This window comes from Photobacterium gaetbulicola (assembly GCF_003025515.1).
Classification (GTDB): Bacteria; Pseudomonadota; Gammaproteobacteria; order Enterobacterales; family Vibrionaceae; genus Photobacterium; species Photobacterium gaetbulicola.
Map to the genome: position 1 here is coordinate 21,595 of NZ_PYME01000026.1, position 25,128 is coordinate 46,722.

25 protein-coding genes are annotated in these 25,128 nt (G+C 54.1%); 11 read left to right on the top strand and 14 right to left on the bottom strand.

Annotated features, from left to right (window positions below):
* Positions 1–1,221, bottom strand: a complete 1,221-nt coding sequence (csdA, locus tag C9J03_RS19965; protein WP_044622572.1) for a cysteine desulfurase CsdA — start codon at positions 1,219–1,221, stop codon at positions 1–3.
* Positions 1,222–1,655: 434 nt separating this feature from the next.
* Between csdA and C9J03_RS19970 the strand changes: the two genes are divergently transcribed.
* The 4 genes from C9J03_RS19970 to rlmM are packed head-to-tail and all read left to right on the top strand — an operon-like array spanning position 1,656 to position 4,756.
* Positions 1,656–2,576, top strand: coding sequence for a transcriptional regulator GcvA (locus C9J03_RS19970; RefSeq protein WP_044622573.1), 921 nt, complete (start codon positions 1,656–1,658; stop codon positions 2,574–2,576).
* Between the two features lie 14 nt (positions 2,577–2,590).
* Positions 2,591–3,277 carry an alpha/beta family hydrolase gene (locus tag C9J03_RS19975; protein ID WP_107291740.1) on the top strand — a complete coding sequence of 229 codons (687 nt, stop codon included), beginning with the start codon at positions 2,591–2,593 and terminating at the stop codon, positions 3,275–3,277.
* Positions 3,278–3,280: 3 nt separating this feature from the next.
* Positions 3,281–3,664 (top strand): DUF423 domain-containing protein, encoded by a 384-nt coding sequence (locus tag C9J03_RS19980; protein WP_039459804.1) that lies wholly within the window; start codon positions 3,281–3,283, stop codon positions 3,662–3,664.
* Positions 3,665–3,673: 9 nt separating this feature from the next.
* The gene (gene rlmM, locus C9J03_RS19985; RefSeq protein ID WP_044622574.1) at positions 3,674–4,756 is read left to right on the top strand and encodes a 23S rRNA (cytidine(2498)-2'-O)-methyltransferase RlmM; all 1,083 of its coding nucleotides are present in this window, start codon (positions 3,674–3,676) and stop codon (positions 4,754–4,756) included.
* Positions 4,757–4,814: 58 nt separating this feature from the next.
* Here rlmM and xni read toward each other — a convergent pair whose 3' ends face one another.
* The 5 genes from xni to queF form a co-directional block, all read right to left on the bottom strand.
* On the bottom strand, positions 4,815–5,591 hold the full coding sequence (gene xni, locus C9J03_RS19990) for a flap endonuclease Xni (protein WP_044622575.1): 777 nt from the start codon (positions 5,589–5,591) through the stop codon (positions 4,815–4,817).
* Between the two features lie 100 nt (positions 5,592–5,691).
* Positions 5,692–7,068 carry a nucleotide 5'-monophosphate nucleosidase PpnN gene (ppnN, locus tag C9J03_RS19995; RefSeq protein WP_044622576.1) on the bottom strand — a complete coding sequence of 459 codons (1,377 nt, stop codon included), beginning with the start codon at positions 7,066–7,068 and terminating at the stop codon, positions 5,692–5,694.
* Positions 7,069–7,297: 229 nt separating this feature from the next.
* Positions 7,298–8,854, bottom strand: a complete 1,557-nt coding sequence (locus tag C9J03_RS20000) for a sensor domain-containing diguanylate cyclase (protein ID WP_044622577.1) — start codon at positions 8,852–8,854, stop codon at positions 7,298–7,300.
* 133 nt (positions 8,855–8,987) lie between these two features.
* Positions 8,988–11,267, bottom strand: coding sequence for a tetratricopeptide repeat-containing diguanylate cyclase (locus C9J03_RS20005; RefSeq protein ID WP_044622578.1), 2,280 nt, complete (start codon positions 11,265–11,267; stop codon positions 8,988–8,990).
* Between the two features lie 185 nt (positions 11,268–11,452).
* Positions 11,453–12,298: an NADPH-dependent 7-cyano-7-deazaguanine reductase QueF gene (queF, locus tag C9J03_RS20010; RefSeq protein WP_044622579.1), complete on the bottom strand. Its 846-nt coding sequence runs from the start codon at positions 12,296–12,298 to the stop codon at positions 11,453–11,455.
* Between the two features lie 63 nt (positions 12,299–12,361).
* Between queF and syd the strand changes: the two genes are divergently transcribed.
* Both syd and C9J03_RS20020 read left to right on the top strand, forming a co-directional pair.
* On the top strand, positions 12,362–12,928 hold the full coding sequence (syd, locus tag C9J03_RS20015) for a SecY-interacting protein (RefSeq protein ID WP_044622580.1): 567 nt from the start codon (positions 12,362–12,364) through the stop codon (positions 12,926–12,928).
* A gap of 3 nt (positions 12,929–12,931) precedes the next feature.
* On the top strand, positions 12,932–13,708 hold the full coding sequence (locus C9J03_RS20020; protein WP_044622581.1) for a Zn-ribbon-containing protein: 777 nt from the start codon (positions 12,932–12,934) through the stop codon (positions 13,706–13,708).
* A 42-nt stretch (positions 13,709–13,750) separates the two neighbouring features.
* Here the strand turns inward: C9J03_RS20020 and C9J03_RS20025 are convergent, their stop codons facing one another.
* Positions 13,751–14,029, bottom strand: coding sequence for a hypothetical protein (locus tag C9J03_RS20025; RefSeq protein WP_044622582.1), 279 nt, complete (start codon positions 14,027–14,029; stop codon positions 13,751–13,753).
* Positions 14,030–14,106: 77 nt separating this feature from the next.
* Positions 14,107–14,337: a DUF2789 domain-containing protein gene (locus C9J03_RS20030; protein WP_044622583.1), complete on the bottom strand. Its 231-nt coding sequence runs from the start codon at positions 14,335–14,337 to the stop codon at positions 14,107–14,109.
* Between the two features lie 182 nt (positions 14,338–14,519).
* Here C9J03_RS20030 and C9J03_RS20035 point away from each other — a divergent pair, with 182 nt between their 5' ends.
* Positions 14,520–14,732 carry a hypothetical protein gene (locus tag C9J03_RS20035; protein WP_146149095.1) on the top strand — a complete coding sequence of 71 codons (213 nt, stop codon included), beginning with the start codon at positions 14,520–14,522 and terminating at the stop codon, positions 14,730–14,732.
* Between the two features lie 721 nt (positions 14,733–15,453).
* On the opposite strand, the gene C9J03_RS26525 is transcribed toward C9J03_RS20035, so the two are convergent.
* The 3 genes from C9J03_RS26525 to C9J03_RS20050 all read right to left on the bottom strand — a co-directional run bounded on the left by C9J03_RS26525 (position 15,454) and on the right by C9J03_RS20050 (position 18,056).
* The gene (locus tag C9J03_RS26525) at positions 15,454–15,711 is read right to left on the bottom strand and encodes a hypothetical protein (protein ID WP_146149096.1); all 258 of its coding nucleotides are present in this window, start codon (positions 15,709–15,711) and stop codon (positions 15,454–15,456) included.
* A gap of 938 nt (positions 15,712–16,649) precedes the next feature.
* Complete coding sequence (locus C9J03_RS20045; RefSeq protein WP_039458295.1) at positions 16,650–16,955, bottom strand: DUF3301 domain-containing protein; 306 nt, start codon at positions 16,953–16,955, stop codon at positions 16,650–16,652.
* 57 nt (positions 16,956–17,012) lie between these two features.
* Positions 17,013–18,056: a DUF3549 family protein gene (locus C9J03_RS20050; RefSeq protein ID WP_044622585.1), complete on the bottom strand. Its 1,044-nt coding sequence runs from the start codon at positions 18,054–18,056 to the stop codon at positions 17,013–17,015.
* Positions 18,057–18,238: 182 nt separating this feature from the next.
* Between C9J03_RS20050 and C9J03_RS20055 the strand changes: the two genes are divergently transcribed.
* From C9J03_RS20055 to C9J03_RS20065, 3 genes are all read left to right on the top strand, one after another.
* Positions 18,239–18,559, top strand: a complete 321-nt coding sequence (locus tag C9J03_RS20055; RefSeq protein ID WP_044622586.1) for a YqcC family protein — start codon at positions 18,239–18,241, stop codon at positions 18,557–18,559.
* Positions 18,560–18,561: 2 nt separating this feature from the next.
* Positions 18,562–19,302: a tRNA pseudouridine(65) synthase TruC gene (gene truC, locus C9J03_RS20060; protein ID WP_044622587.1), complete on the top strand. Its 741-nt coding sequence runs from the start codon at positions 18,562–18,564 to the stop codon at positions 19,300–19,302.
* A 65-nt stretch (positions 19,303–19,367) separates the two neighbouring features.
* A complete protein-coding gene (locus C9J03_RS20065; RefSeq protein ID WP_231580705.1) occupies positions 19,368–19,832 on the top strand; it encodes a flavodoxin in 465 nt (154 codons plus the stop codon).
* 98 nt (positions 19,833–19,930) lie between these two features.
* Here the strand turns inward: C9J03_RS20065 and C9J03_RS20070 are convergent, their stop codons facing one another.
* The 3 genes from C9J03_RS20070 to map all read right to left on the bottom strand — a co-directional run bounded on the left by C9J03_RS20070 (position 19,931) and on the right by map (position 24,033).
* Complete coding sequence (locus C9J03_RS20070; protein WP_044622588.1) at positions 19,931–20,311, bottom strand: DUF3461 family protein; 381 nt, start codon at positions 20,309–20,311, stop codon at positions 19,931–19,933.
* Between the two features lie 109 nt (positions 20,312–20,420).
* The gene (gene glnD / locus C9J03_RS20075; RefSeq protein ID WP_044622589.1) at positions 20,421–23,039 is read right to left on the bottom strand and encodes a bifunctional uridylyltransferase/uridylyl-removing protein GlnD; all 2,619 of its coding nucleotides are present in this window, start codon (positions 23,037–23,039) and stop codon (positions 20,421–20,423) included.
* 118 nt (positions 23,040–23,157) lie between these two features.
* On the bottom strand, positions 23,158–24,033 hold the full coding sequence (gene map / locus C9J03_RS20080) for a type I methionyl aminopeptidase (RefSeq protein WP_044622590.1): 876 nt from the start codon (positions 24,031–24,033) through the stop codon (positions 23,158–23,160).
* A 326-nt stretch (positions 24,034–24,359) separates the two neighbouring features.
* Between map and rpsB the strand changes: the two genes are divergently transcribed.
* Positions 24,360–25,088 carry a 30S ribosomal protein S2 gene (gene rpsB / locus C9J03_RS20085; protein ID WP_039458274.1) on the top strand — a complete coding sequence of 243 codons (729 nt, stop codon included), beginning with the start codon at positions 24,360–24,362 and terminating at the stop codon, positions 25,086–25,088.
* The last annotated feature ends 40 nt before the right edge of the window (positions 25,089–25,128 follow it).

Sequence of the window (25,128 nt, forward strand, 5' to 3'; positions counted from 1 at the left end):
CTAAAGCAGGCTGCAGGCTTTGTGCAGCGCGGCAACAAATTGGTCTATATCTTGTTGGGTATTGTACAGCGCAATAGATACCCGCAGGGTGCCGCTGACACCGAGCGCATCCATCATCGGGTGGGCGCAGTGATGCCCGGCACGAAGGGCGACACCCTGTTGGTCGAGCAAGGTGGCAATGTCCTGGTGATGGACGCCATCCACCACGAAGGAAAACAGGCTCGCTTCAGGCTGCAGGCCGATAATGCGCAAATCCTCGATGTCCTTGATCCCTTCGATAGCGCGCTGGCGGAGGGCCTGGATGTGATGCTCGGCACCTTCCCGGTCTATCCCCTGCAGCCAGTTGATGGCCGCGGCCATGGCCAGGCTGCCGGCGACATTCGGGGTGCCGGCTTCGAATTTGCCCGGCAGGGCGGAAAAGGTGGTGCCCTCAAAGCTCACTTTCTCCACCATCTTACCGCCGCCGTGCCATGGCGGCATGGCCTCAAGCAGTGCCCGCTTGCCATACAACACGCCGATCCCCGCCGGGGCAAAGATCTTGTGGCCAGAGAAGACATAGAAATCCGCATCGAGCGCTTGTACGTCGATGTGCTCATGGGCGACAGCCTGGGCCCCATCAACCACGACGATCGCGCCGGCGCGGTGGGCAGCCTGGATAATGGTCTCGACCGGATTGCGGGTCCCGGTCACATTGGTGACATGGGCGACAGCCACAATCTTGGTTTTCCCCGTCAAGCGCTGGGCGAATGTCTCCATATCCAGCGTGCAGTCGCTGCGCATTGGAATTTTGACCACTTTGGCCCCGGTCTGCTCGGCAACGATTTGCCAGGGAACAATATTGGCGTGGTGCTCGAGCTCGCTGACCAATATCTCATCCCCTGGCTGCAGGTTATTGCGGGCGTAGGTCTGGGCGATTAGATTGAGGGCTTCGGTCGCGCCCCGGGTCCAGATTATTTCCTTGCTGTCGGCGGCGTTGATGAAGTGCTGAACGGTCTCTCTTGCCTGCTCGAACTGTGCCGTAGCGGACGCGGTTAGGGTATGGCTGCCGCGGTGGACATTGGCATTGTGGCCACTGTAGTACTGCCGGATTGTTTCAATGACCTCTAGCGGTTTTTGGGTTGTGGCGGCACTGTCGAGATAGACCAGTGGCTGGCCGTTGCATTCTTGGGCCAGAGCAGGAAATTGCTGGCGAAGACGCTGGATATCAAATTGGGCAGTCATGGTGTGTCACATAGCAAAAAAGACAAGGGGGAGATCATGCGGTGAAAAACACATAAGGGCAAGTATTTCTCCGGTTGGTTCAATTATATCAAACTCATCACTTTTATGGCCTGTCGGCGGAGGACAAAAGGCGCGGGGGTAAGAGAGCCTGGCTGGAGGCAAAAAAAAAGCACTGCGTTGGGGCGCAGTGCCAAGAATTAATTTTGACAGACAGGTCAAAAATACAGGAAGTAAAATTGGTAGATTGACTACCTATCCGGCATAACCCGGACAATATGCAAACACAACATCGCAACTGTGCGGTCGGCCAAATGCCTGAGGGCGAAAAACTTGGCCTTGCTCACCGTTGCGGGGCAAATCATATGGTTTATGTAGCACTTGAACAATGGACAATTTATAATGTTTCCCATAAAAAAAACTAATGCAGGTTAAGTATGTCTAGACGTCTCCCTCCACTCAATTCATTGAAAGTCTTTGAAGCGGCGGCCAGAAACCTCAGTTTTACCCGTGCAGCGGAAGAGCTATTTGTCACACAAGCTGCTGTAAGCCACCAGATTAAAGCGCTCGAGGAATTTTTGGGGCTCAAATTATTTCGTCGTCGTAATCGCTCTTTATTGCTAACTGAAGAGGGCCAGAGCTACTTTCTCGATATAAAAGACATCTTTTCTGCAATCTCAGATGCCACAGATAAGGTCTTGGAACGCGGCGCGAAAGGGGCATTAACCATTAGTTTACCTCCTAGTTTTGCTATCCAGTGGTTGGTTCCCCGCTTGGCAGATTTCAATGAGCAGCATCCGGATATTGACGTCCGGATCAAGGCGGTGGATCTGGACGAGGGCTCGTTGACCGAAGATGTCGATGTTGCTATCTATTACGGCCGGGGGAACTGGCCTGGGCTGCGGGCCGATAAGCTGTACCAGGAGTTCTTGCTGCCGGTCTGTTCACCGATGCTCCTCAACGGCACCAAGCCGCTGCGGACGTTGGCGGATCTGAAAAACCATACCCTGCTGCATGATACCTCGCGCAAGGAATGGAAAAACTATGTTCGCCACCACGGCATCGAAGGCACCAACGTCAACCAGGGGCCTATTTTCAGCCACTCGACCATGGTGCTGCAGGCGGCGGCACATGGCCAGGGCATCGCGCTGGGCAACAACGTACTGGCACAGCCTGAGCTGGAGGCCGGTCGCCTGGTCTGCCCATTCGATGAAGTGCTGATGAGCAAGAATGCCTTCTTCCTGGTTTGCCAGGAGCGTCAGGCTGAAACCGGCCGGATCCAGGTCTTCCGCGACTGGGTGCTGGCCAAGGCTGCCCGCGAGCAGGAAGATATGCCGGACGTGGAAGACGAGCTGTAGGAGCCACAGGGACAATGTCGGAGACAAGTGTGACTGACTACATCATAGATATGCCGCCAAGCGGCACGTACAGCGCGACCTTCCTGTTTGCCCATGGCGCCGGCGCTGGCATGGATCACGAGTTCATGGCTGAGATTGCCAACGGCCTTGCCCTGAAAGGGATCCGGGTGGTGCGGTTTGATTTCCCCTATATGGTCAAGCGCCGTGAAGACGGTAAGAAACGGCCGCCAGACAGGCAGCCCAAGCTACTGCTGGACTTCCAGCGCCACATCGACGCATTTGCCCATGAGGGCAACCTGGTGATCGGCGGCAAATCCATGGGCGGTCGCATGGCCAGTCTGATCGTTACGGGTGTTGCTGATGAATCACCGGATGTGGCTAACTGCCAGGACAAAGTGAAAGGCGTGGCCTGCCTGGGCTTCCCTTTCCACCCGCCGGGCAAGCCAGAGAATTTCCGCGGCGAGCATCTGCAGGCGATGGCTCTGCCGACGCTGATCCTGCAGGGCGAGCGCGATACGTTCGGTACCCGCAGCGAAGTCGAAGGCTGGCACTATGCGCCGAGTGTGGAGGTGGCGTTCCTGCCAGACGGCGATCATAGCTTCAAGCCCCGCAAGGCATCGGGCCATACCGAGCCAGGCAACCGCCAGCTGGCGGTGAAAGCGCTGGCGGCATTTATCAACGCGTGTACGGCCAAGGAGTAAGGCATGGAAAATAAAGCAAGCCGCTGGCTATTGGTCTTTGCGGCACTGAGCGGGGCGGTGACCGTCGCGCTGGGCGCGTTCGCTGCCCACGGCCTGAAGGCTCAATTGCCGCCGTATCTGCTCGGGGTCTTCGAAACGGGTGTCCAGTATCAGGCCTGGCACACCTTGGCGATTATCGGTTGTGCAATATTGGCACGCATTCTTCCGTCAAAAGGGGTATCATACGCAGCCCTGTTTTTTGTGGCAGGGATCATACTCTTTAGTGGCAGCCTGTATGCGCTGGCGTTGACGGGTATCAAGTGGTTTGGCCCCATCACCCCGATGGGAGGCGTCTGTTTTATCATAGGCTGGGTAGCGCTTGCAGTGGCTGCCTGGCGTTCAGCTTGAGGGTTGAGAGTGAATCAAGTTCTGTTGTACTGCCGTCCCGGCTTTGAGAAAGAATGTGCCGGTGAAGTTCAAGACAAAGCAAATGCACTGGAGTTGTATGGCTTTCCCCGGGCGAAAAACAATACCGGCTATGTGTTGTTTGAATTTTACCAGCCGGGTGATGCGGACAAGTTTATCCAGCAGCAGCCGTTTTCCGAGCTGATCTTTGCTCGCCAGATGGTTGCGGTGATGCCGATGCTTGAAGATCTGCCGCAGGAAGATCGCATCTCGCCGATTATGGAAATGGTGGCGGACTTCCCTCGCTGTGGGGATCTGCGGGTTGAAACGCCAGATACCAACGAAGCCAAAGAACTGCTGAAATTCTGCCGCAAGTTTACCGTGCCGCTACGTCAGGCGCTGCGTAAGTCTGGTGCGATGTATGCCAAGGACAACCCGAAAAAGCCAGTGCTTCACCTGTGTTTCATCGCGCCGGGCTGCTGCTTTGTCGGTTATTCCTACACGACCAATAACTCGCCGTTCTTCATGGGGATCCCTCGTCTTAAGTTCCCGTCGGATGCGCCGAGCCGCTCAACTCTGAAGCTGGAAGAAGCGTTTCATGTCTTTATTCCGCGTGATGAGTGGGATGAGCGTCTGGCTGCCGGTATGTGGGGAGTCGATTTGGGTGCTTGTCCAGGCGGTTGGACCTACCAGCTGGTCAAGCGCTCGATGTTTGTCCATGCCATTGACAACGGCCAGATGGCACAGAGCCTGATGGACACCGGGCAGGTCAAGCACCACATGGTCGATGGCTTCAAGTTCGAGCCACCGCGCAAAAACGTCACCTGGATTGTGTGCGATATGGTCGAAAAGCCGGCCCGTGTGGCGCACCTGATGGGTGACTGGCTGATCAAGGGCTGGGCAAAAGAAGCGATCTTCAACCTCAAGCTACCGATGAAAGGCCGCTATGACGAGGTACTGCAGGATATCGAAAACCTCAAGGTCTACCTGATCCAGAACGGGGTGAAATTCAAGCTGCAGGCCAAGCACCTGTACCATGACCGTGAGGAAATCACGGTACATATCCAGCGTCTGGATAACCGCTCGCCGCATTGATTATCGGCAAAGTCATGAAACGCCACCTTCGGGTGGTGTTTTTGTATTACGCTCTTTGCTAACTCCCCGCCGTATAACGTATATCCTGCAAATTGAACCCTAGTACCAAGTCGGTTTTCAGAGATGCAACCTGCTTGGAGGCAATGGCCTCGCTGCGGCAGGCGTCGATTTTCTTCTGCCATTTGGCTGGTAGGTCGTCTGCCGCCAGAATAGCTTCGAGATTCGGGTAGAGGCTAAGCAGTTCGACTGCGGCCTTAGGGCCGATCCCGGTAACGCCGGGGATCTTGCTCGAGCTGATCCCGGCCAGTCCCCAGTAGTCTGGCAGTTGCTCGGGCTTGACGCCGAACTCCTTCTCGACAAACGGGCTATCAAGCCAGCGCTGTTGGAAGTAATCGCGGATCCGCAAGGTCGGCTGGAGCAGTTGGCAATAGCCCTTGTCGGTGGAGATGATCGTCACTTGCTGGCCGCGGGAGGCAACTTTCAGTGCCAGGGTCGCCACCAGATCATCGGCCTCGTCGCCGTCGGATAGCAGCGAGTCGATCCCCATGTCCATGAAGGCGTCTTGGATGATTTCCATCCCCGTCATGAGCTCTTCTGGCATTGGCTTGCGGCCCTCCTTGTAGTGCGGCAGCAAATCAGCCCGCCAGCCACGGTCTTCGCCGTGGTGATCAAACACCGCGACAATGTGGGTCGGTTGGCTGCTGCTGATGATTTTACCCAGGGCCTGACAGCACACCTTGGCCGTGTTGTGGACATCGGGCTCACCGTGCTGGGCAGCATGGACGCGACGGATCAGATTGAGGGCATCAATAATGACAAGGTGGATAGACGACATAGCGTAAACCGTGTAGCAGTAAAGAAAAAAGGGTCAACAGACCCTTTATTGTACGCATTGTTGCTGCGAATGTGCACCGCCATCTAGCAGGTGGCGGGGATTATTTCGCTATCGGTGGCAAAGCCGTGATGATTTCGTAGCAGGGCTCGTAACGGGTGCCCGGCAGCTTCATCCGCTGCTGCTCGACAAACTGGGTGAGCAGCTTGTCCATCCGTTTCATCAGGGCGATATCGCCGTTAATTTTAAAGCGCCCCTTGCGCTCGATTTCACGGATCCCTTCCTCCTTGACGTTGCCGGCCACGATGCCCGAGAAAGCTCGGCGCAGGTTGGCGGCCAGGTGCTCTGGGCGCTGGGACATGTGCAAGTCGAGGCTGGCCATCGACTCATGGGTTGGCTCGAACGGCAGCTGGAATTCCGGCGGGATCTCCAGTGACCAGTTATAGCTGTAGGCATCGCCGGTTGCCAGGCGGTGCTCTTTGATCAGCGGCATGGCCGATTTCATCACCCGTGCGACTTGCTCGGGATCATCGATGATGATCTGGTAATGCTGGGTTGCCGCTTCTCCCAGGGTGTCGCGGATGAAGCTGTCCAGCGTGCGGAAATAGGGTTCGGATTCTTTGGGCCCGGTGAGGACGACCGGCATCGGCTGGTCGGCATTTTTTGGCTCCATCAATATACCGAGGATATAGAGCAGTTCCTCGGCCGTTCCGGCACCGCCGGGGAAGATGATAATGCCATGGCCGACCCGGACGAAGGCTTCCAGGCGTTTCTCGATATCCGGCAAGATGACCAGCTCGTTGACGATCGGGTTGGGGGGCTCGGCAGCGATAATGGATGGTTCGGTCAGGCCAATGAAGCGGCTGTTGGGGAAGCGCTGCTTGGCATGGCCGATGGCTGCCCCTTTCATTGGTCCCTCCATGGCCCCGGGGCCACATCCGGTACAGATGTTGAGTTCGCGCAGCCCCAGCTCGTTGCCGACCTCGCGGGTATACTGGTACTCGACCGGGTTGATGGAGTGGCCGCCCCAGCATACGACAATGTTAGGATCTTCCCCGGAACGCACGGTTTGGGCGTTGCGCAGGACGCTGAAGACAAAGTTGGTGATGTGCGGCGAACTGGTGAGGTTGATGTCCTTGCGCTGCTGGACATGCATGTTGACGTATACGATATCTCGCAGCACGGCGAACATATGCTCCTGGATCCCGCGGATGATCCGGCCATCGACAAAGGCATGCTCCGGCGGGTTCATCAGTTCGAGCTTGATCCCGCGCTCGCGCCGCATCACATTGACATCGAAGCTTTTATGCCTTTCCAGTAGTTCCTTTGAGTTGTCGGAGTGGCTACCGGAGTTGAGTACCGCCAGCGAGCAGTTACGGTACAGGCGGTAGATATCACTGGAGGCCGTTGCTTTGAGCAAGTCGACTTCATGCTGGGATAGTAGGTCCATCGCACCTACCGGACTGATATGAGTGATCATGATTACCTCCCTGGTCATGACAAGGCGGCGGTATCCACTGGGTGTATTCATTTTAGGAAGAATCGGTGAATACTGCCGGGTGAAGCAGAAAGTAAACCGGTTGGGAGTACACTCTGTTTCCTGAAGATCAGTCTTATGTGTGAGTGAATTTTAAGTGACTGATATAGTTACCATACACAGAGTAGCCCGTTTTTACCAGCCATTGGTCGGTTGATGATTGTCGCGGCGATCAGAAAATCCAGAAAATCCGGTTGCTGCCGGCGTTGCGGGCACCGGAGAGGGCCTTGTCAGTCCGCTCGATGATATTGGCTGGGGTATCGTTACTCTCAAACAGGGTTGCCCCCATCGAGACGGTGATAGTGAGGTTACTGTCACGGAAGCGAAACGGCAGCTGGGCGATGGCCTGGCGGATTGCTGCCAGGCGCTGGTTGCGTTGCTCCTCACCCACATCGGGCAAAATCAGCATGAACGCATCATCGCCGAAGCGGCCGATAAAGTCGGTCGGCTCGAGCTGCTTACGAATGGTACGGGCGATAATTTTGAGGATTTTATCACCGGCCTGATGGCCATAGTGCTTATTGAACGAGCGGAAGTTGTCGATGTCGACCAGTGTTACGCATAGCGGGTGCTGGTAGCGCAGCCAGCGGCGGTACTCGTGCTCGAGACGTTCATTGAGTGCCGTGCGGTTGTAGACCTTGGTCAGGTTATCGAGGAAAATACGCTGCTCTTGATCACTCAGTTGCTGGCGGTAGTCCTGGGTCTGCTCGTAGAGGTGCTCGATTTTTGACTTGTTGTAGCTGAGTTGCTCCAGCAAGGCTTTTTCCCTTTTCTCTAGCGCTTTGTTGCGCTCGGCGAGCACTAGGAGCTCCTTGGTCAAATGGGTCAGCTCTGGACGCCAGCTATCGAGTTGTTTGTGGGTTTGCAAACCTGTTCTTATTGACTGGGCGATCTCGGCCAGCTCGTTGGTCATTTCGCCGCGGTGCTCATAGATGGTATGGCTTTGCTCGGCACTTTGCTGGGTGGTCTTGCTCAGGGTGCCGAGCTCACCGTTGACCGTATCGAGAAACTGCTGTGAGGTATGGCGCTCCTGGTGAGTTCCATCCATTACCAGCCGCAGAACCTCAAGGGCGATTTCCAGCAATGCGGAGGGTGCAACGCCTTTTAGCAATTGGTTACGGATCGTCAGCAGCTTGTCTCCGGCTTCGCCGTCGAAGTCGAGCTCGGTGATCAAATTTTGCAACTCGGTGGTCAGCTTCATCTGCAGATCTTGCTGGATGGCGGCAGGGCTGTTTTGCAGCCCTTTGGTCGCCACCAGTTTCAAGGCGCGCTCGTACAGTGATATCAGACCGAGGACCTGGCTGAATGACCCCGAAAGCGAGGTTGTTGGCTGGGCAAGAAGTTGATGAAGATCGCGCTTGAGCTGGGCTGGCAGGCCAGGGAAGCGGCGCAGGATCTCACTGCTGCGCTGGAACTGTTTGTCCAGCATCTCACGCTCTTTGGGCTGGTTTTCTCCCATCCGGTTGGCGAGCCGTTCAACCACCGCGATACGAGGGATCAGCTGGCTGATGTCTTTTTGCTGTTCCAGATCTTGGCGCAGCATGGCGAGTTTATCATCGAGCTCGGTGTCTAGCCCCCGGCAGGCAACAGATAGACGGCTGATCAGGCGTTTTAGGATCGTAAGCTCACGCCTTGACTTCAAAGAGGCGTCACGGTGTGAGAGTTGAGCTTGATCCAAACGTAGCTTCAATTGACTCAATTGCGAAGCTACGGCATTTATGTCTGTCACAGGGCTACAGCACGATCCATGGTGGTAAACTTGTTTCTTATCAGGTGGTTAAATAAATTTTCTATTTTCGATGCTAACAAAAACCATCGGCTAATTCATTGTTATCGGCCATGTCCCGAATATTTCCATCTGATTAACTGATATTTTTGTCAGAAACGTGATCATTGTTCCAGCTAATATCGCAACTTCCTGAAGTTTGTACTTTTACTAGCCCATTATGTATGCCTTGGATACATGAACGGCGGATATTGTCACTGGCAAAGCTTGCCGCAGGCGCTGCATCAATGGCACTGAGGTGGACCCATTGGCTCCCCGACTCCTGCTTGCTGATCTCCCTGGCGGCATTGGTGGCCATCAGGAGGATATCAAGCAGCTCGTGGTCGTTAATGGCGGTGTATGCCCTAGGCAAGAAAGGATATTCTGCCATACCAACTCTGACGCGGTTGTCGATATGCTTGTTCTCGAGGAAGCGGTCGACCAGCTGTTGCAGTGAGCCTGCCAGTTGATCTGGTGCCGAGTCGAGCCGCGAATTTGGCTCAATGTACAGGAACATGGCATCGGAGAAGTGGTACAGCCTGGCCGGTTCACAAATCTGCTGGTTGAGGTATTCGCCAAACTGGCGTTCGAGATCCAGCCCCTGCTGGTAGCCGTGTTTGAGGTAGATGTGCTTGAGGAAAGGCACCTCGAACAGAGCGAAGCGCAGGCGATCGCTCAGTGGCTCGTTGATGATCTCGCCAAGGTGCCATTGCTCGAAGTTAGCGCTGCTTTGCTGCAGGGAATTCGGCAGTTTGGCAGTCAGCATCCGCAAGTTTCTCAGCCCGCTGCGCGGGTGGGTATAGAAATCGGTCCGCAGGCGCAGTAGGCGCGCTTGCAGTTGCTTGGCGGTTTTGTGGCGTCTTACCAGTAGGATAAAGATCACGCCGCTGAGGCAGAACAGGAAGATGGTGACATTCTTCTGCTTGTACAGGGCCTTGCTGCTCTCAAACTGCTGGCGCTCCAGTTCCTCGAGGTGCAGCGAACGCTCAAGCATGCGCTGCTGCTGCTTGAAAACCTCGACATTGCTTCTCACCTGGGCTTGCTGCTTGGTGATGAAAAGTTGCTCGTAACGGCGCTGGCTCAGCAGGGCGTTGTAGTAATCGTTCTGCTGCTCGAAGGCACGTGACAGAAGGTTTTCCCCTTCCAGCTGAAGATCGCGGTTGCCAATTCGGCTGGCAGCCATCAGCCCCGTCTGCAGGTTGGTAATCGCCTCTTCGGGCTTGCCCTCGGCCAGCTCGAGCTCGCCTTGCAGAATCTGGGCCTCGGCCATGATTGCCTCGTTACCGGTCTGGGTGGCTATCAGGCGAGTGTGGTGGAGGTACTGCTCGGATTTCGGGTAGTTGTAGAGCTGCAGGTAAACCCGCGCGATGCTCAGGCGCAGCCTTGCCGAGCGGATATCGCTGTTGAGCTGGTTTTCCTGATCCAAGGCGTTGAAGTAGTGAACCAGAGCGAGGTTGAAGCGACCCTGCTGCTCATAGATAGAGGCGATCAGCTCCAGGGTCTTGGCCAGTGGCCGGCTACGGTCGTAATGCTCGAAGAACTCGCCGGCCTGGGTGGCATGCTCTAGGGCTTTGTCGAACACCTTGCGCTGCTCGAACAGCACCGCCAGATCGTAGTTGGCAACGGCGGTTTGGGCCTGGTCATCATTTTCGACGGCAAGCCAGTAGCCACTGAGCAAGCGATCCAGTGCAGTATCGTAATGGCCATGCTTGAAGTAATGCCTGCCGACCACCAGTTGGTAGTGGATCAGCTCGGCGGGATCATCAAGGTTGATCAGGAAGCGCTTGGCTTTGAGAAATCCCTTTTCCGCCTCGCTCTCGTGATCGGTTGCCGACTCGATGATCGAGCGCTGCATCAATGCCTGGTATTGCAGGCGCTTGATCTGGCTGTCGAGCATCAGGTGGCTGCTGGCGACGATGTCAGTTTCTACTTTGCTGAGCATTTTCAGTGAGCGGGCGTTATTTTTCAGGTTGCTCCAGTAGATATCGGCATGGATCAGCTGGCTCTCAAGCCGGCTGAATGTCAGGTTTTCCTCGGTGGATATATCTTCGGCCTGCTTGATAGCCGCAATGGCTTTGTCAGGGTGGTTCAACAGTGAGTGGGCCTTAGCGAGGATCTGCAAGGCATTGACTGTGCTCAGCGGGGTTCTTACCGAGTGGTCAGTTTCATCATTGATATGGACGCGGGAGGTTTCTTTGGGGGCACTTAAGCGACGCTGGTCGAGGTAGCGGGTCGTCATGGCCAGCGATTGCTCGGGATTGGTTTGGAGCAGCTCATTGGCTTCTGCCAGGATTGGCGTGGTAAAAATTTTTGCTTGTGTGCTGAACGAGATGATGCCTATGAACAGCAAACGGATCAGCCAACGGCTAGCAGACATACTTTCATGAACCCCAAAAAACAGTACCACCAATATTAATGGGTTAGCCTATCAAGTCCAGCAAAGTCTTCGATTTTGCGTAACTTATCCCCAAGTATCTTGAAGTTACTTGGGGATATTGCAAAGTGATTACTTTTTTGCACACTGGCTGAAAAGATATTTGCTTAGGTGATCACGCTGCCTGCTTATTGGCGCGCCAGACGGAAGTTATCGCTTGGGGTTTTGCCCATGTTGGTTCGGTACGGGTTGATGTCCAAACCGCCGCGACGGGTATAGCGGGCGTAAACCGTCAATAATTCCGGCTTACAGTACTTCATGATGTCAGTGAAAATACGCTCGACACACTGCTCGTGGAACTCGTTGTGGTCGCGGAACGAGATCAGGTAACGCAGCAGCTTTTCGCGATCGATCTTCTTGCCGGTATAGGAAATACGCACGCTGCCCCAATCTGGCTGGCTGGTGATCAGGCAGTTAGACTTTAGGAGGTGGCTGTGCAGGATTTCGGTGACCGTCTCTTCCGATGCGGCACCTTCTAGGTGCGATGGATCGAATTCGTAATCCGTAATTTCGATATCCTGATCGTCGATGCATTCGCCGAAGAAGTTGGCGATTGGCTGATTGTCGAAGTCAGACAGGGGCTGCACCGTGACATCAACATCGGCACCTGCGCACTGGGTCAGATCTTTTTGCAGGGTATCTGCAATCTGCTGCCAGTTGTCAAACTTAGTCTGGTTGAAGCTGTTGAGGTAAAGCTTGAATGACTTGGACTCGATCAGGTTAGGGCTGTTGGCCGGCAGGCGAACCTCACCGATTGCCACCTGTGGAAGGCCTTTCTTGTTTAGCCAAGACAGCTCGTAGAGTGTCCAGATGTCATAACCGGTGAAAGGTAGGTCATCGCCAAGGGACAGATCATCTCGGTTCAGGCTGCGAGGGACAGGCTGGAGGAGAGAGGGGTCATACTGGTCTTTGTATTCCGTCGTTTTACCTAGGGTCAAACCGGCTAATTCTTTCGCGTCTTGATATTTGCTCATACTGTCCTGGACACACTTGGATTAGAATAGCCAAAGTTTACTTAATCTTTTGAGAGGTTGCGAATGAATCATCCCGTTGCAGCGGCGTTATCTGAATTTTCTTCCCGTTTTTTGCAGGCATGGTGTGATGCAGGTCAAGGTTTTCCCCGAAGTGATGACCTGGTGGGGTTATCATCACCTTGCGTGAAGGCCGATGATGGCTACGAAGTGACTTGGCAACCGGTTGCTCGCTCGCCGATGGGGGATCTTGCCGGTGTCGAGAAAGGGATCGAGCTTCGCCTACACGAAGATATTGTTGCTTTCTACGGTGCCCAGTTCAGTGGTGACATGGCCGCAAAATTCCAAACCGTTACGGGTATGATTGAATTTGACTTGCTCCAGGCCTTCAGCGAAGACGATGTATTGCGCCTGCAGGAGAACATTCTGGGGCACCTGGTGACCCAGCGCCGCTTGAAGCTCAAGCCGACGGTCTTTATCGGGGCGATGGATTCCGAGAGCGAGGTGGTGTCGGTGTGCAACCTCTCCGGCGAGGTGATCCTGGAGACGCTGGGCAAGGACAACCGCGAGGTACTCTCGCCGAGCTTGGAGCAGTTCCTGGCAGCCCTGCAACCTGTGGTAAGAGCCGAGTAAGTTATGTACGTCGTCGAATTGCAATTTGAATGTTTTGATAACACCACCGTCGCCGCGGTGGATAGCGCCATCAACGGATTGATGGATGCCCTGCGCTATAACGGCCAGGTGCTGGGGCGTGAGTTTCCCATCGTCATGGACGAGGGCACTTTCAAAGTCAGGGCGGTGTGCCCTGAGCAGGACAGCCTGCACTCCCGTTTCCATAGCCCGCAGGTCAAAGCCGGCATGAACCGCCTGAGCCAGGCCAGCTTGCTGAGCCCCAAGGTCAAGCTGCTGGGCAGAGATCTGAATTCGGAAGCCGCGGCCGAGAATTTCTCGCCGAGCTGGCAGGTGATTTATACCACGTATGTTCACACTTGCTCTCCGTTACGCTGCGGGGATACCCTGATGCCGATCCCGCTCTACCGCCTGCCGGAGCCGACATTGAATGGCGATCACAAAGCGGTGATCAAGTGGCAGACGGAATGGCAGGCCTGTGACGAGCTGCAAATGGCGGGGGCGTGTCAGGCCGAGCATGCGGCCCTGCATGAAATTCGAGATGCCGACAGTGATATCTTCCGCCGGGGGTGGGACTTGCGTGGGCGTATTGAGTACATCACTAAGATCCCGACCTATTACTATCAATACCGGGTCGGTGGCGAGAGCCTCGAGAGTGAATTGAGCCGACCGTGTCCGAAATGCGGTGGCCAGTGGTGGTTGGATAAGCCGCTGCATGGCATTTTCCATTACAAGTGCGACAAGTGCCGTATTGTTTCCAATCTGTCCTGGGATTTCCAATAACAAAAAAGCGCAGTACCGACTGCGCTTTATTGTTTGTCTGGCCTAGCCCTGCCGGTTTTCCAGCTGTTCAAGTCGGGCGGTTAATGAGGCGACCTGCTGCTCCAAGGCGGCAATCCGTGCTTCGGCGGAAGGCTGCGGGTCGACTTTTTCAATTTTTGGGACTCGGGCGCTTGATTTCCAACTCTGCAGTGCCTTGATGATGAGCGGCATCGGCAGGGGATCGGCCAACCTCGATTTGATTAATGCCACCGAAGGCTCTTTGCCTTCGGCCACCAAACTTTCAATAGCCTCGGAAAGGGCTTGGGTAATTTCTGATGACATGCGGTTTCCTTGTTGCTGCCGGGTGTGGCGCTATTCTCCCTCATTCCAGCCAAGGGACACAATAGACCCATAGCCTGTTATTTTCTCAGCAAGGCATCGAGCTGATCGATAACTTCACACCAGTCGGCATCTTGCTCCTGCGACTCTTTGAGAAACCTTTTTTGCGCCGGCTGCCAGAAACTGGCTTCAGACAATTGCTCATGCTGGGCGAGCCGGTGCTCGGCCAAGAAGGTCTCGATAAACTCTTTGGAATTGTTCAATCCCAACTGGCTGAAGAGGGAGGCAAGGTTGTGGTTAAAGGTTTCCATGTTCACTCCTTGGCTAGCGCAATGTTTTTCCTAATTATAGAGAAATATTTCACGGCACCTGTCTTCGTTCATCTATCGAATATTCCTATTCATCTCGGACTCTTGTGAGAGATCTCTTACAAGGGTGTGGGATATTAAGGTGAAATAGTTGGTGAATAGGCTTATTGTTTAAGATTAAGGCATTGAATTGGTTGTTTTTTTTTGGCTGGGGGGGGCTGGGCAGATTGCTTGGCGCAACGGTTTTCACTGCGGTAACTATTTTGCCGGGGGAGAAAACCGTAATATTAACCCTGTCGGAAGGAACTGACGGAACGGAACAGGAAATAAGCCAAGGATATGGTTTGTCTCAGGATGAGACCGGTGTACTAGGATGGTATGTCGAACAAGGACTGTGAAGGGATCGCCGAGGAACGGCAAATGGTAGGTAGGAAGCTTGCCAGTCAGGATGACACAAGGACCACTTCAGGACGAAGTTAGGGACACCTCCAGGATGGATGTTGAGAGTCAGGACAGGATGGACTGACGGGTCAGGATGGCCACAGGATCACTTCAGGACGAAGTAAAAAAGGACAAGGCTGAAGGAATACAGCTGTCAACGGAATGATGCAGGGAGCACCACAGTAGCGGGATTGCTGCAAGTAAGACCTAAGGGCGCAACGCAAGTTGCGCCCGTTCTTTTTTGTGCTCCGCAATAAACGGCCCTATGGTGAAGAGCGGTTCTATGGCCCTATGGGTCAAGACCTCTTCAAGTTGAAGCGATTATTTTTGATTAATGCTGAAATCAATAGCTTGAAATCTTTTGCGGCTTGGGACACTTTCACAGCACCACTCTCAAAATAACAAAACAATGACTTATCCTGTACACCAGAGGATCAAGCCGGTTATATGTTTAACTAATCTCTGTAATCGAACTGAAACACAGAATAATCACCTTGTGAAACAAGGTGCAGTTATAGCCTTGTCCCCTTGTGAGAGATCTCTTACAGAGCTGTGAGAGTAATACAGGTTGGAACCGGATAAATCAGATGGGTTTGATTTCTTTTTCTTTTTAAATCAAAGTGTTGTCTTTTTTATTTTTACGGTGAATGTTATTCGTCAAGACATACCGGCCGATAGTCAATTGTATGAATCCGCAAAGCGCGTAGTATGACCCTTGTCGACAGGGAGTTGGCGCAGGAAATGGAAAGCAGAAGGAATCTGCAAGCCTAGGAAAGGCAGTGCTAGCAAGGCTGCTGGCAGACATGAAGTCATGGACACGGAATGGATACCGTCGGGGATCAGGATGATTGCCGTCAGGATTGAGTAGGACAGCTTTAGGATAAGCCGGAACACCTCAAGGATTGGGGTTAGGGATAGCGCTCTGGGATAGGGCAAGAGGACGGCTTAGGGACGAGTATCAGGAACCCTTCAGGATGAAGGTAGTGGACACCGCCAGGAAGGACGAGAGAGTCGCACATGGACAATGCGATGGGTCAAGGAACTACCAAGGACAACCCAGGATAGGGTTTAGGGATTACCGCTAAGGATTTAGAATAACAAGGATAGTCGCAGGGAGCACTGTCGTAGCGGGAAAGCTGCATGTAAGACCTAAGGGCGCAACGCAAGTTGCGCCCGTTCTTTTTTTGCAGCCGGTAAAACGTTGCCCGGAAGCGCGAAAACTTTAGAGGCTCGGGCTGGGTAGAGTCTGCTGTAAATTTCCATCGTGCTTTTCTCATCAGTGATACTCTGTCAATCTTGTGAGAGATCTCTTACAAACTCGTGGGAAATTAAGGTAACTGAAGCAGGCTTAAATCGCCAAGTTATCGTCTAAAGTTATGTATTTAAAGGTTGTTTATTGCTTTATGGTATATATAAAGCTAGTTGCAACAGTGTTTATCATCTGGAGGCGCTTCTTTATCCAGGCTGAAGGTGTAACCTTATAGGTGTCGGAAGGAGCTGACGGAACGGAACAGGAAACACCCAAGGATACGGGGAGTCTCAGGATGAGGCCGGTGTACCAGGACGGTATATCGAACAAGGACTGTGAAGGGATAGCCGAGGAGCGGCGAAATGGTAAGTAGGATGCTTGCCAGTCAGGATGACATAAGGACCACTTCAGGATGAAGTCAGGGACCCCGCCAGGAAGGATGTTGAGAGTCAGAACAGGATAGGCTGACGGGTCAGGATGGCCACAGGACAACTTCAGGACGAAGAATAAAAGGAATCTGCTGACGGATTACAGCAATTCAACGGATTGATGCAGGGAGCACCATAGTAGCGGGACTGCTGCAAGTAAGACCTAAGGGCGCAACGCAAGTTGCGCCCGTTCTTTTTTATTCCCCCGGCATCCGGTGCGGCGGCACGTGGATCGTCAGCGGGTGGAAGCCTTTCATCACAATATGCCCCTGGTAGGCGTCTTGGCCATCGGCGGAAAACTCAAACAAATAGATAGTATGCCAGCCCCAGCGGCCGTTGCGGTCACGCAGGCGGTGCTCCCCCCTTGCGGTATTAAGCAGTTGCAGCCCCAAGTGCTCGCAGCGTTGGTTGATGAAGTAATTGGCCAGCTCGGTTTGTCTTCGTTGCTGCCAGAACAAATAACCAATAATGGCCAGCAGCAAGATCCCCAGCAGATTTTCCATATCAACATATCCTTTTACTTTCCCCGGCTGGATCAGTCGGGGAAAGGCTTTATCAAGTTACTGAGCGCTTCGGGCGTGTTGCTGAAGCTTGGTGATAGCATCAATCAGTGCCGGATCGGCCTGGCCGTGCAGTACCTGCAGCATGATCCCGCGTAGCATCGGCAGCATGACCAGGTCGGCAAATAGTTGGTTGAACAGCGCCTGCTCGCCAGTTTCGGCAAGACGCAACAAGAAGCTGGTTGCCATCTGGGTATCGGTCAAACCCTGCCAGCAACGCCCCGCTACCGCGACCAACACTTCCGGATGGCATAGCGCAGAATGGGCCAGCAATTTTTCTAGTTGCCGACGAAGCAGCGAGGTTTCGGCGCCGGAGAGGGCGCGGATTAATGCCGAGACCAAAAATAGATCAGGGGTGTTGACCGAGGTCTCTTCGTCAAGGCGCTCGGCTAAACGCGTTGCCAGTGGTTCCGGTAGCTGGCAATGCTCTAGGCAGCCGAGTAAGGCATACAGCGGCGTCAGCGGTAGGTTGTTGACCGCTTTTCGCAGCAAAGTCGCATTGTTTTCCTGCTTGATGCGGGCACAGACATCGGCTAGGCCCTGCAGGCCGACACCTTGCCATTTGTCCCAGCCCAGCTCGCCGGTGAGATAATGCTGGGCGTGTTCGTAGTATTGGCTGGCTGGCAAGGCCAGCTGGCTGCGGAGCTGGGCATGGAAGATCGCCATCTTGTCATCGCTCGGCTTGAAGGTATACGGGTTGGCAGCCAGCTTTTCCTGCTCTTCTTCGGTCGGGGTGCTATTGAGGGTAGCGCCCATGGCTTCGATGACGTACTTGATGAAATCCCCCACGGCGGCTTGTTTGAGCAGACCGCGTTCGTCAAGCGGCAGGCGCAAAAACCAGATCCACGGTGGGTTGCCGGCTTGCCAGAAGGAAATAGACAGGTGGGCATGCTGCTGCAGGGGCCATGGATAGGGCTGGCGGTTGTCTTCCACTGCCTTGAATTGCTCGACGTCGATCTCGTTGACCCGGCGACCAAGGTCGAAAATTTTGTACTGGCAACCGGCATTGTCTAAGAGTTGGGTAAGGGTATGAAAATTATCCATGGGCAGTCTCAGTGCTCCTCAATCAAGGACAACGAGTATATACCAAACCTCCTTGTCGATGACACTTTCTCGCTTGGCTGCCGCTATGGTTGCCTTGGGCTCGCGTTGCGGAGGTGGTATCCTTCGCCCCCTTAATCCGGACAATCCCTTATTTCGTAGATATTCATTGTAGAGGTCACGTGATGGATAGAGCCCGTCATTGCCATCAATTATTGGAAAAACTTGCCACAGTGTTGCAGGAGAATGGTTATTGGGAGACCAAGTCGCCCTCGGTTGAGGCGCTGAGCAGCAGCCAGCCGTTTGCCATTGATACCCTGCGCTGTGAGCAATGGCTCCAGTGGGTTTTTATCCCTAAGCTTAGCCACCTGATCGCGATGAATATGGCATTGCCTGCCGCCTTTGAAATTTCCCCCTATGTTGAGGAAGCGATGAAAGAAGCCAAGGGCCTGGTGGCTATCTTGGCGGTAACCCGTGAACTTGACCAATTATTTAAGAGTAAATAGTGATGGAACTCGAGATCCTTTACCGCGATGAATACCTGGTCGCTGTCAACAAGCCTGCGGGTATGCTGGTGCACCGTTCTTGGCTTGATCGCCATGAAACCGTGTTTGTGATGCAGACCTTGCGCGATCAGATTGGCCAGCACGTGTTCCCACTGCATCGTCTGGATCGTCCGACATCCGGGGTGCTGCTGTTTGCTCTGTCGAGTGAAACCGCGGCGCTGATGATGCCGATGTTTGCCGGACGTGACGTGAAGAAGACTTACCATGCCGTGGTTCGCGGTTGGGTCAAGGAGGCGGCGGTATTGGATTATCCGCTCAAAGAAGAGCTGGATAAAATTGCCGACAAAGATGCCGACCAGGACAAAGAAGCCAAAGATGCAATCACCGCCTATGCACCGTTAGCCAAGGTGGAGACCAATATTCCGGTCGGCCGCTATGCGACCAGCCGTTATACCCTGGTGGAGATGAAGCCGGAGACGGGGCGCAAGCACCAGCTTCGCCGCCACATGCACCACCTAAGCCACCACATTATTGGCGATGTGAACCATGGCGATGGCCGCCACAACCGGATGTTCCGCGACAATTACGACTGTCGCCGCCTGATGCTCCATGCCTCGCGCCTGCAATTGCAGCATCCGCTGACCGGGGAGGCGTTGGATATTCGTGCCGGTGTCGATGAGCCGTGGATGCGGGTGATGGATGCCTTTGGTTGGGCGGCGGCCTTGATGAAGCCTGACGAATAAACTTGCATCTAACCTCTTCAAAGACCACAGTTAAGTAACGTAGTTAACACAAAGGATGGTGTTGGATGATGGCAAAAATAGGTGTATTTGTCGGCTCGGTCTTTGGCGGGGCAGAAGAGGTTGCCCAAGAGGTGGTGTGCTATCTCGTTGGCGCGGGTCACCAGGTCGAGCTGTTCCTTGAGCCGACCTTGGAGGATTTTCTGGGCTACCAGCAAGATCTGGCGCTGGTGGTATCGTCGACTACCGGCCAAGGGGAAATCCCGGATAATTTACTGCCGCTATACCAGGCGCTCAATGACAGCTTCCCGTTGATGCCTCGGTTGCGCTACGGGGTGATTGCGCTGGGTGACTCAAGCTATGGCGAAGATCGTTTCTGTGGCGGCGGGCGCCAGTTTGACGAACTGCTGGCCCAACTGCAGGCCAAGCCGCTGACGGAACGCCTGGATGTCGATGCGTGCGTCAATTTCGATGCCTTGGAAGTGGCGATGCCCTGGGTCGAAGGCTGGGCCAAGCAGGCCGATGCGGCATAACTGTCTGTGAACTCTTCTAAAATGCCCCTAGACACGGGGCATTCTGCCGTACAGGAGCCTCGCGACCGCGGCTGGCAAGTAAGGTTCTAATCCATCGATCACTTCAGTTTTTCAAGATCCGCCTCGATCTCGGCGATCTTGTGGCTCACCACCTGCTCCAGATGGCGCAGGTCGCCGAGGATCTTCTTCTTGATATCCACTTCGCTGTGCTTTTTGTTGGTGATGCGGTCGAGCTCATCGATGATAAAGGTCAGGGTGCGGTTGATCTCGGTGACTTCCTTGTATTCCCGGCTGCCGCTGTTGACCATGACGGATTTACGCTGGCGGGGGAATTTGAACTTCACACTCTTAGCGAACAGTTCACCTTTCTGCTTGGCAAAGTAGATTTTAAGGATGTCGTTGGCTGCTTCTTGTCGCAGGCTGTAGCGTTCAATGGTGTCCGGCTTTTCGATGCCGATAGCGGAGAGGTTTGGGTACATACTGGCCTCTTGTCTCTGTTGTTATAGGTATTGGAATGGTTAACGTTGTCGCTATGGTTGGTTTTTATCAGGAGAGCCAGGCGTACCTGCTCTCCCTGCGTTGATGCGATTATTTCTTCTCTAGGCGCTCTATCAATGCGTCCCTCAGCTGCGCTTGCTGCTCGTCGCTCAGCTGCTCGCCGTCCTGGTTGGTGACGATGAAAAAGTCCTCGGCACGCTCGCCGATAGTGGTGATTTTGGCGGCTTGCAAGCTGATATGCTGGCGGGCAAACACCGAGCCGACCCTTGCCAGTAAGCCTGGCATATCCAGTGCAACTAGCTCCATCATGGTCTTCTTTCCAGACTTGGTTGGCAGGAAGTCGACGGTGGTTTTGACGTTGAAATGCTGAAGTTTGTAGGGTGGGCGCTTCCTTTTGCGATCCGACTTCATGTGGGTCAGGGCTTTAACCAGTGCCCGGCGGACGGTCTGGTGGCGGCTCTCCCCCAGAGCTTTGCCGGTTGGGTCGAGTACCATGAAAGTGTCGAGGGCAAAGCCGTCTTTGCTGGTCATAACCTGGGCATCATGGACACTGAGGTTCTTCTTGTCCAACTCGGAAACTACAATCGCAAACAGCTTAGATTTGTCCTGGCAGTAGACGAAGACTTCGGTGCCGCCCCGGGTGGGTTTTTGGCTGATCAGGATCAGTGGTTTGCTGTGATCATCGTGGTTGAGGATAGCCTCGGCATGCCAGGCGATTTGCTTGTGAGTATGGCGCAGGAAGTAGTCTGCTTTGAAACGTTGCCACAATACCTCGATATCACGCGGGGCAAAGCCTTTACTGCGTAACAGGGCCGAGGCCATCTGCTGGTTGTGGCGGATCCGCTCGCGCATATCCGGCGGATTCTCCAGGCCACGGCGCAGGGCTTTTTGGGTCGAATAGTAAAGTTCTGCCAGCAGGGTACGCTTCCAGCTGTTCCACAGATCTTGGTTGGTGGCGCAGATGTCGGCCACGGTCAGGCAGATCAGGTGATCCAGCCGCTCTTCGTCACGCACTTCCTTGGCAAATTCGGTGATCACTTCCGGATCGTAGATATCACGGCGTTGGGCAGTGACCGACATCAGCAAATGTTGGTTGACCAGCCATTTGACCAGGTTGGCCTCTGGCTTGGACAGCCCATGCTGGAGACAGAACTCGTAGGCATCGACGCCACCAAGTTCGGAGTGATCGCCGCCCCGGCCCTTGGCAATGTCATGGAAGATAGCAGCCAGTAACAGGAGCTCTTTCTTGGTAACCCGAGGGTAGACTTCACAGCATATCGGGTGACGGTCTCGGTTGGCCGGATCACTGAATTTATTGATGTTCTTGAGCAACCGGACGGTGTGCTCATCCACGGTATAGACATGGAACAGGTCGAACTGCATCTGGCCGACAATTTGGCTCCACTGCGGCAGATACGCTGACAATACGCCATGGCGGTGCATCAGCTTGAATGCCCGCTGCAGGCAGTTTGGCTGGCGGACCAGCTCCATAAACTTATCCCGAGCCGCTGGGATCTCGATCAGGAAGCGGTTGAGCCGGCGGCGGGCCGTTCGAAGCTGGCGCAGGGTAGGGGCGGCAATCCCTTCGATTTGTGAGTTGCGGGCAATATGGAGGAACATATCGAGGATGGTTTCTGGCCGGGCCTGGAACAGCGCCGGTTTGGTCGCCTCGATCAAGTGGCCGCGAAGCTGGAAATCCTCATCGAGGACGAGAGGCTCGGGAGCGGTACCTTTGTTGAGAATGGCCTGGTCGAACAGTTGCAGCAGCATCTTGTTGAGCTCGGCCACCCGACGCAAGGTGCGGTAGAAATCCTTCATCATTGTTTCTACTGGCCGGTTTCCTTCGCCTTGGTAGCCCAGTAGCTCAGCGACAGAGGCTTGGTGGCCGAAGGTCAGGCGGTTGTCATAGCGGCGCAGCTCGCAATGGAGGGCAAAGCGGATCCGCCACAGCGAGTCCTGGCACTCGACCAGCTCTCGGTATTCAGCGTCGGTCAAAAAACCGAAACGGCTCATCTCGAGCAGGCTGGTGGCCCCGAAATGGCGCCGGGCCACCCAGCTTAGGGTATGGATGTCACGCAGGCCGCCCGGGCTGGACTTGATATCCGGCTCGAGGTTGTAGGTGGTATCGTGGTAACGCGCATGGCGGGCCTTTTGCTCGTCCAGCTTGGCTTGGTAGAATTGCTCGCTGGGCCAGAAGCTTCCGTCATTAAGGCGCTCTTCCAGCTGCCGGTAGGTATCCTGATTACCGCATAGCCAGCGTGATTCCTGCAGGTTGGTCGCCACGGTCAGATCATCCAGACCGAACTTGATACACTCGTCAATGGTTCGGACGCTGTGGCCGACATCGAGCTTGAGATCCCACAGCTGGGTGAGGAAGGCACTGACCGTGCTGCCGGTTTTGTCGTCAATCGGTGCTTGGCTCAAGATCAGGATGTCGACATCCGACAGGGGGTGCAGCTCGCCGCGGCCATAGCCACCGACCGCGATCAAGGCCAGGCAAGGGTGCGCAGCCAGTCCCAAATGCTGCCACAGCCGCTCAAGCAACTGGTCAATGAAGCGCGAGCGGGTCTCGACCAGGTTTGTGACCGGGGTATGAGCCAGGAACTGGGCCTTTTGGTTGGCGGTAAACTGGTCAAGCTCAAGGCGAAGCTGTGCCGGCGCCATGGGATCAACTGGTTCGGTTGCTGGGTGAGAAATAGGATCTGTCATTGCCGTCCGTGCATAGTCAATACTCTTGCTATAACCCTATCACGGACAGGCATGATAGCAATAAAAAAGCCGACCCAAGGGCCGGCTCGTACTCTCTTAAGTCATGCCGTGGCGCGACTTAGTTGTTCATCAGGCGCGGAATTGTGTCATCACTGCGCAGAGTCAGTACTTCACAACCTGTTTCGGTGACCAAAATGGTGTGCTCGTACTGGGCAGATTTCTTGCCGTCGCCGGTATAGACCGTCCAGTCATCCGCGGCATCAACGGTACAACCGAATTTACCGGCATTGATCATCGGCTCGATGGTGAAGCACATGCCAGCCTTCAGCACGGTACGGTCGCCATTGCGGTAATGGACAACTTGTGGTTCCTCGTGGAACTCGTTGCCGATACCGTGGCCGCAGAAGTCTTTGACAATCGAATACTTGTTTAAAGGATTCTTCTTGTTGTTGTCCTTGATGAATTTCTCAATCGCGGTACCGATGTCGCCGACGCGGGCGCCGGGCTTCACTTTACGCATGCCCACGTAAAGGGCGTCTTGGGTCACGCGGCATAGGCGCTTGTCGGCCGGAGAGACATCACCGACCAGGAACATTTTTGAGGTGTCGCCATGGTAGCCGGCAGGGCGCACGCTCAAATCGGCATTTTCGTCGTCTGGAACGATGACTGTAATGTCGACGTTGATGATATCACCGTTTTTCAGCACGGCTGGCTTCATCTGACCGTTGCTACCCATCTCATCTTGGCTGGCTGGAATACCGTGGCACACGATGTGGTTGATCGACGTACAGATAGATTTTGGAAAACCGTGGTAATCAAGCGGGGCCGAGTAGGCGCCTTTTTCTAACGCATAATCATGACAGATTTGGTTCAGTTCGTCTGTCGTCACACCTTCTTTGATGTGAGGTTCGATCATTTCTAGCACTTCAGCCGCCAAACGGCCGGCAGCGCGCATTTTTTCGATCTCTTCAGCCGTTTTGATCTTGATGCTCATTCAGTCTTCTCTGTTTGGTTGTTACCTCTTCATTACATGGTAACAGTGAGGGGGCTGGATGGAAACCAAGTTTCAGTACAATCGCCGAATTGAAAACATTGGTGCTGGATTTTGGTTGCGAAAATATGGTATAAAGCGCGCCGTAATCGGGTAATTGGATTTCGATTCATTTACGTCGGTTGCACTAAACTTTTATTAATCACTCACACATATCGGCACATCTTCCGGGGTGCCCAGCAGTTTTTCGCGAAACTGTAACGCCTATGGCGTTGTCTGGGTCGGTAAGATGGGATATGTGGACGCCTAACCCCATAGAGGAATATTCAATGGCAACTGTATCAATGCGCGACATGCTTAAGGCTGGTGTTCACTTCGGTCACCAAACTCGTTACTGGAACCCTAAGATGAAGCCATTCATCTTCGGTGCTCGTAACAAGGTGCACATCATCAACCTTGAGAAGACTGTACCAATGTTCAACGACGCTCTAGCAGAAATCAACAAGATTGCTGCTCGCAAGGGTAAGATCCTTTTCGTTGGTACTAAGCGTGCAGCCAGCGAATCTATCAAAGAAGCTGCAGTTAACTGTGACCAGTACTACGTAAACAACCGTTGGTTGGGTGGTATGCTGACTAACTGGAAAACTGTTCGTCAGTCAATCAAGCGTCTAAAAGACCTTGAAGTTCAGTCTACAGACGGTACTTTCGACAAGCTAACCAAGAAAGAAGCGCTAATGCGTACTCGTGAAATGGAGAAGCTTGAGAAGTCTCTAGGCGGTATCAAGAACATGGGCGGCCTACCAGACGCTATGTTCGTAATCGATGCTGATCACGAGCACATTGCAATCAAAGAAGCGAACAACCTGGGTATCCCAGTATTTGCTGTTGTAGATACTAACTCTAACCCAGACGGCGTTGACTTCGTTATCCCAGGTAACGATGACGCAATCCGCTCTATCCAGCTTTACACTGGTGCTGTTGCTCAGACTGTTACTGAAGGCCGCAACCAAGACATCGTTGCTCAAGCTGAGCAAGACGGTTTCGTAGAAGCTGAATAATAGCCGCGCTCCTTTGAGCATCTTAAGTTACCTTGTGTAA

What these genes read in the sequence shown, in the direction of transcription:
- C9J03_RS19980 (WP_039459804.1), top strand. Translation starts at nt 3,281, where the DNA reads ATGGAAAATAAAGCAAGCCGCTGGCTATTGGTCTTTGCGGCACTGAGC.
- queF (WP_044622579.1), bottom strand. Translation starts at nt 12,298, where the DNA reads ATGAGCAAATATCAAGACGCGAAAGAATTAGCCGGTTTGACCCTAGGT.
- truC (WP_044622587.1), top strand. Translation starts at nt 18,562, where the DNA reads ATGGAACTCGAGATCCTTTACCGCGATGAATACCTGGTCGCTGTCAAC.
- C9J03_RS20050 (WP_044622585.1), bottom strand. Translation starts at nt 18,056, where the DNA reads ATGGATAATTTTCATACCCTTACCCAACTCTTAGACAATGCCGGTTGC.
- C9J03_RS19970 (WP_044622573.1), top strand. Translation starts at nt 1,656, where the DNA reads ATGTCTAGACGTCTCCCTCCACTCAATTCATTGAAAGTCTTTGAAGCG.
- C9J03_RS19975 (WP_107291740.1), top strand. Translation starts at nt 2,591, where the DNA reads ATGTCGGAGACAAGTGTGACTGACTACATCATAGATATGCCGCCAAGC.
- syd (WP_044622580.1), top strand. Translation starts at nt 12,362, where the DNA reads ATGAATCATCCCGTTGCAGCGGCGTTATCTGAATTTTCTTCCCGTTTT.
- C9J03_RS20025 (WP_044622582.1), bottom strand. Translation starts at nt 14,029, where the DNA reads ATGTCATCAGAAATTACCCAAGCCCTTTCCGAGGCTATTGAAAGTTTG.
- C9J03_RS20030 (WP_044622583.1), bottom strand. Translation starts at nt 14,337, where the DNA reads ATGGAAACCTTTAACCACAACCTTGCCTCCCTCTTCAGCCAGTTGGGA.
- map (WP_044622590.1), bottom strand. Translation starts at nt 24,033, where the DNA reads ATGAGCATCAAGATCAAAACGGCTGAAGAGATCGAAAAAATGCGCGCT.
- xni (WP_044622575.1), bottom strand. Translation starts at nt 5,591, where the DNA reads ATGTCGTCTATCCACCTTGTCATTATTGATGCCCTCAATCTGATCCGT.
- C9J03_RS20065 (WP_231580705.1), top strand. Translation starts at nt 19,368, where the DNA reads ATGATGGCAAAAATAGGTGTATTTGTCGGCTCGGTCTTTGGCGGGGCA.
- C9J03_RS20045 (WP_039458295.1), bottom strand. Translation starts at nt 16,955, where the DNA reads ATGGAAAATCTGCTGGGGATCTTGCTGCTGGCCATTATTGGTTATTTG.
- C9J03_RS20055 (WP_044622586.1), top strand. Translation starts at nt 18,239, where the DNA reads ATGGATAGAGCCCGTCATTGCCATCAATTATTGGAAAAACTTGCCACA.
- glnD (WP_044622589.1), bottom strand. Translation starts at nt 23,039, where the DNA reads ATGACAGATCCTATTTCTCACCCAGCAACCGAACCAGTTGATCCCATG.
- csdA (WP_044622572.1), bottom strand. Translation starts at nt 1,221, where the DNA reads ATGACTGCCCAATTTGATATCCAGCGTCTTCGCCAGCAATTTCCTGCT.
- C9J03_RS20020 (WP_044622581.1), top strand. Translation starts at nt 12,932, where the DNA reads ATGTACGTCGTCGAATTGCAATTTGAATGTTTTGATAACACCACCGTC.
- rpsB (WP_039458274.1), top strand. Translation starts at nt 24,360, where the DNA reads ATGGCAACTGTATCAATGCGCGACATGCTTAAGGCTGGTGTTCACTTC.
- ppnN (WP_044622576.1), bottom strand. Translation starts at nt 7,068, where the DNA reads ATGATCACTCATATCAGTCCGGTAGGTGCGATGGACCTACTATCCCAG.
- C9J03_RS20005 (WP_044622578.1), bottom strand. Translation starts at nt 11,267, where the DNA reads ATGTCTGCTAGCCGTTGGCTGATCCGTTTGCTGTTCATAGGCATCATC.
- C9J03_RS20070 (WP_044622588.1), bottom strand. Translation starts at nt 20,311, where the DNA reads ATGTACCCAAACCTCTCCGCTATCGGCATCGAAAAGCCGGACACCATT.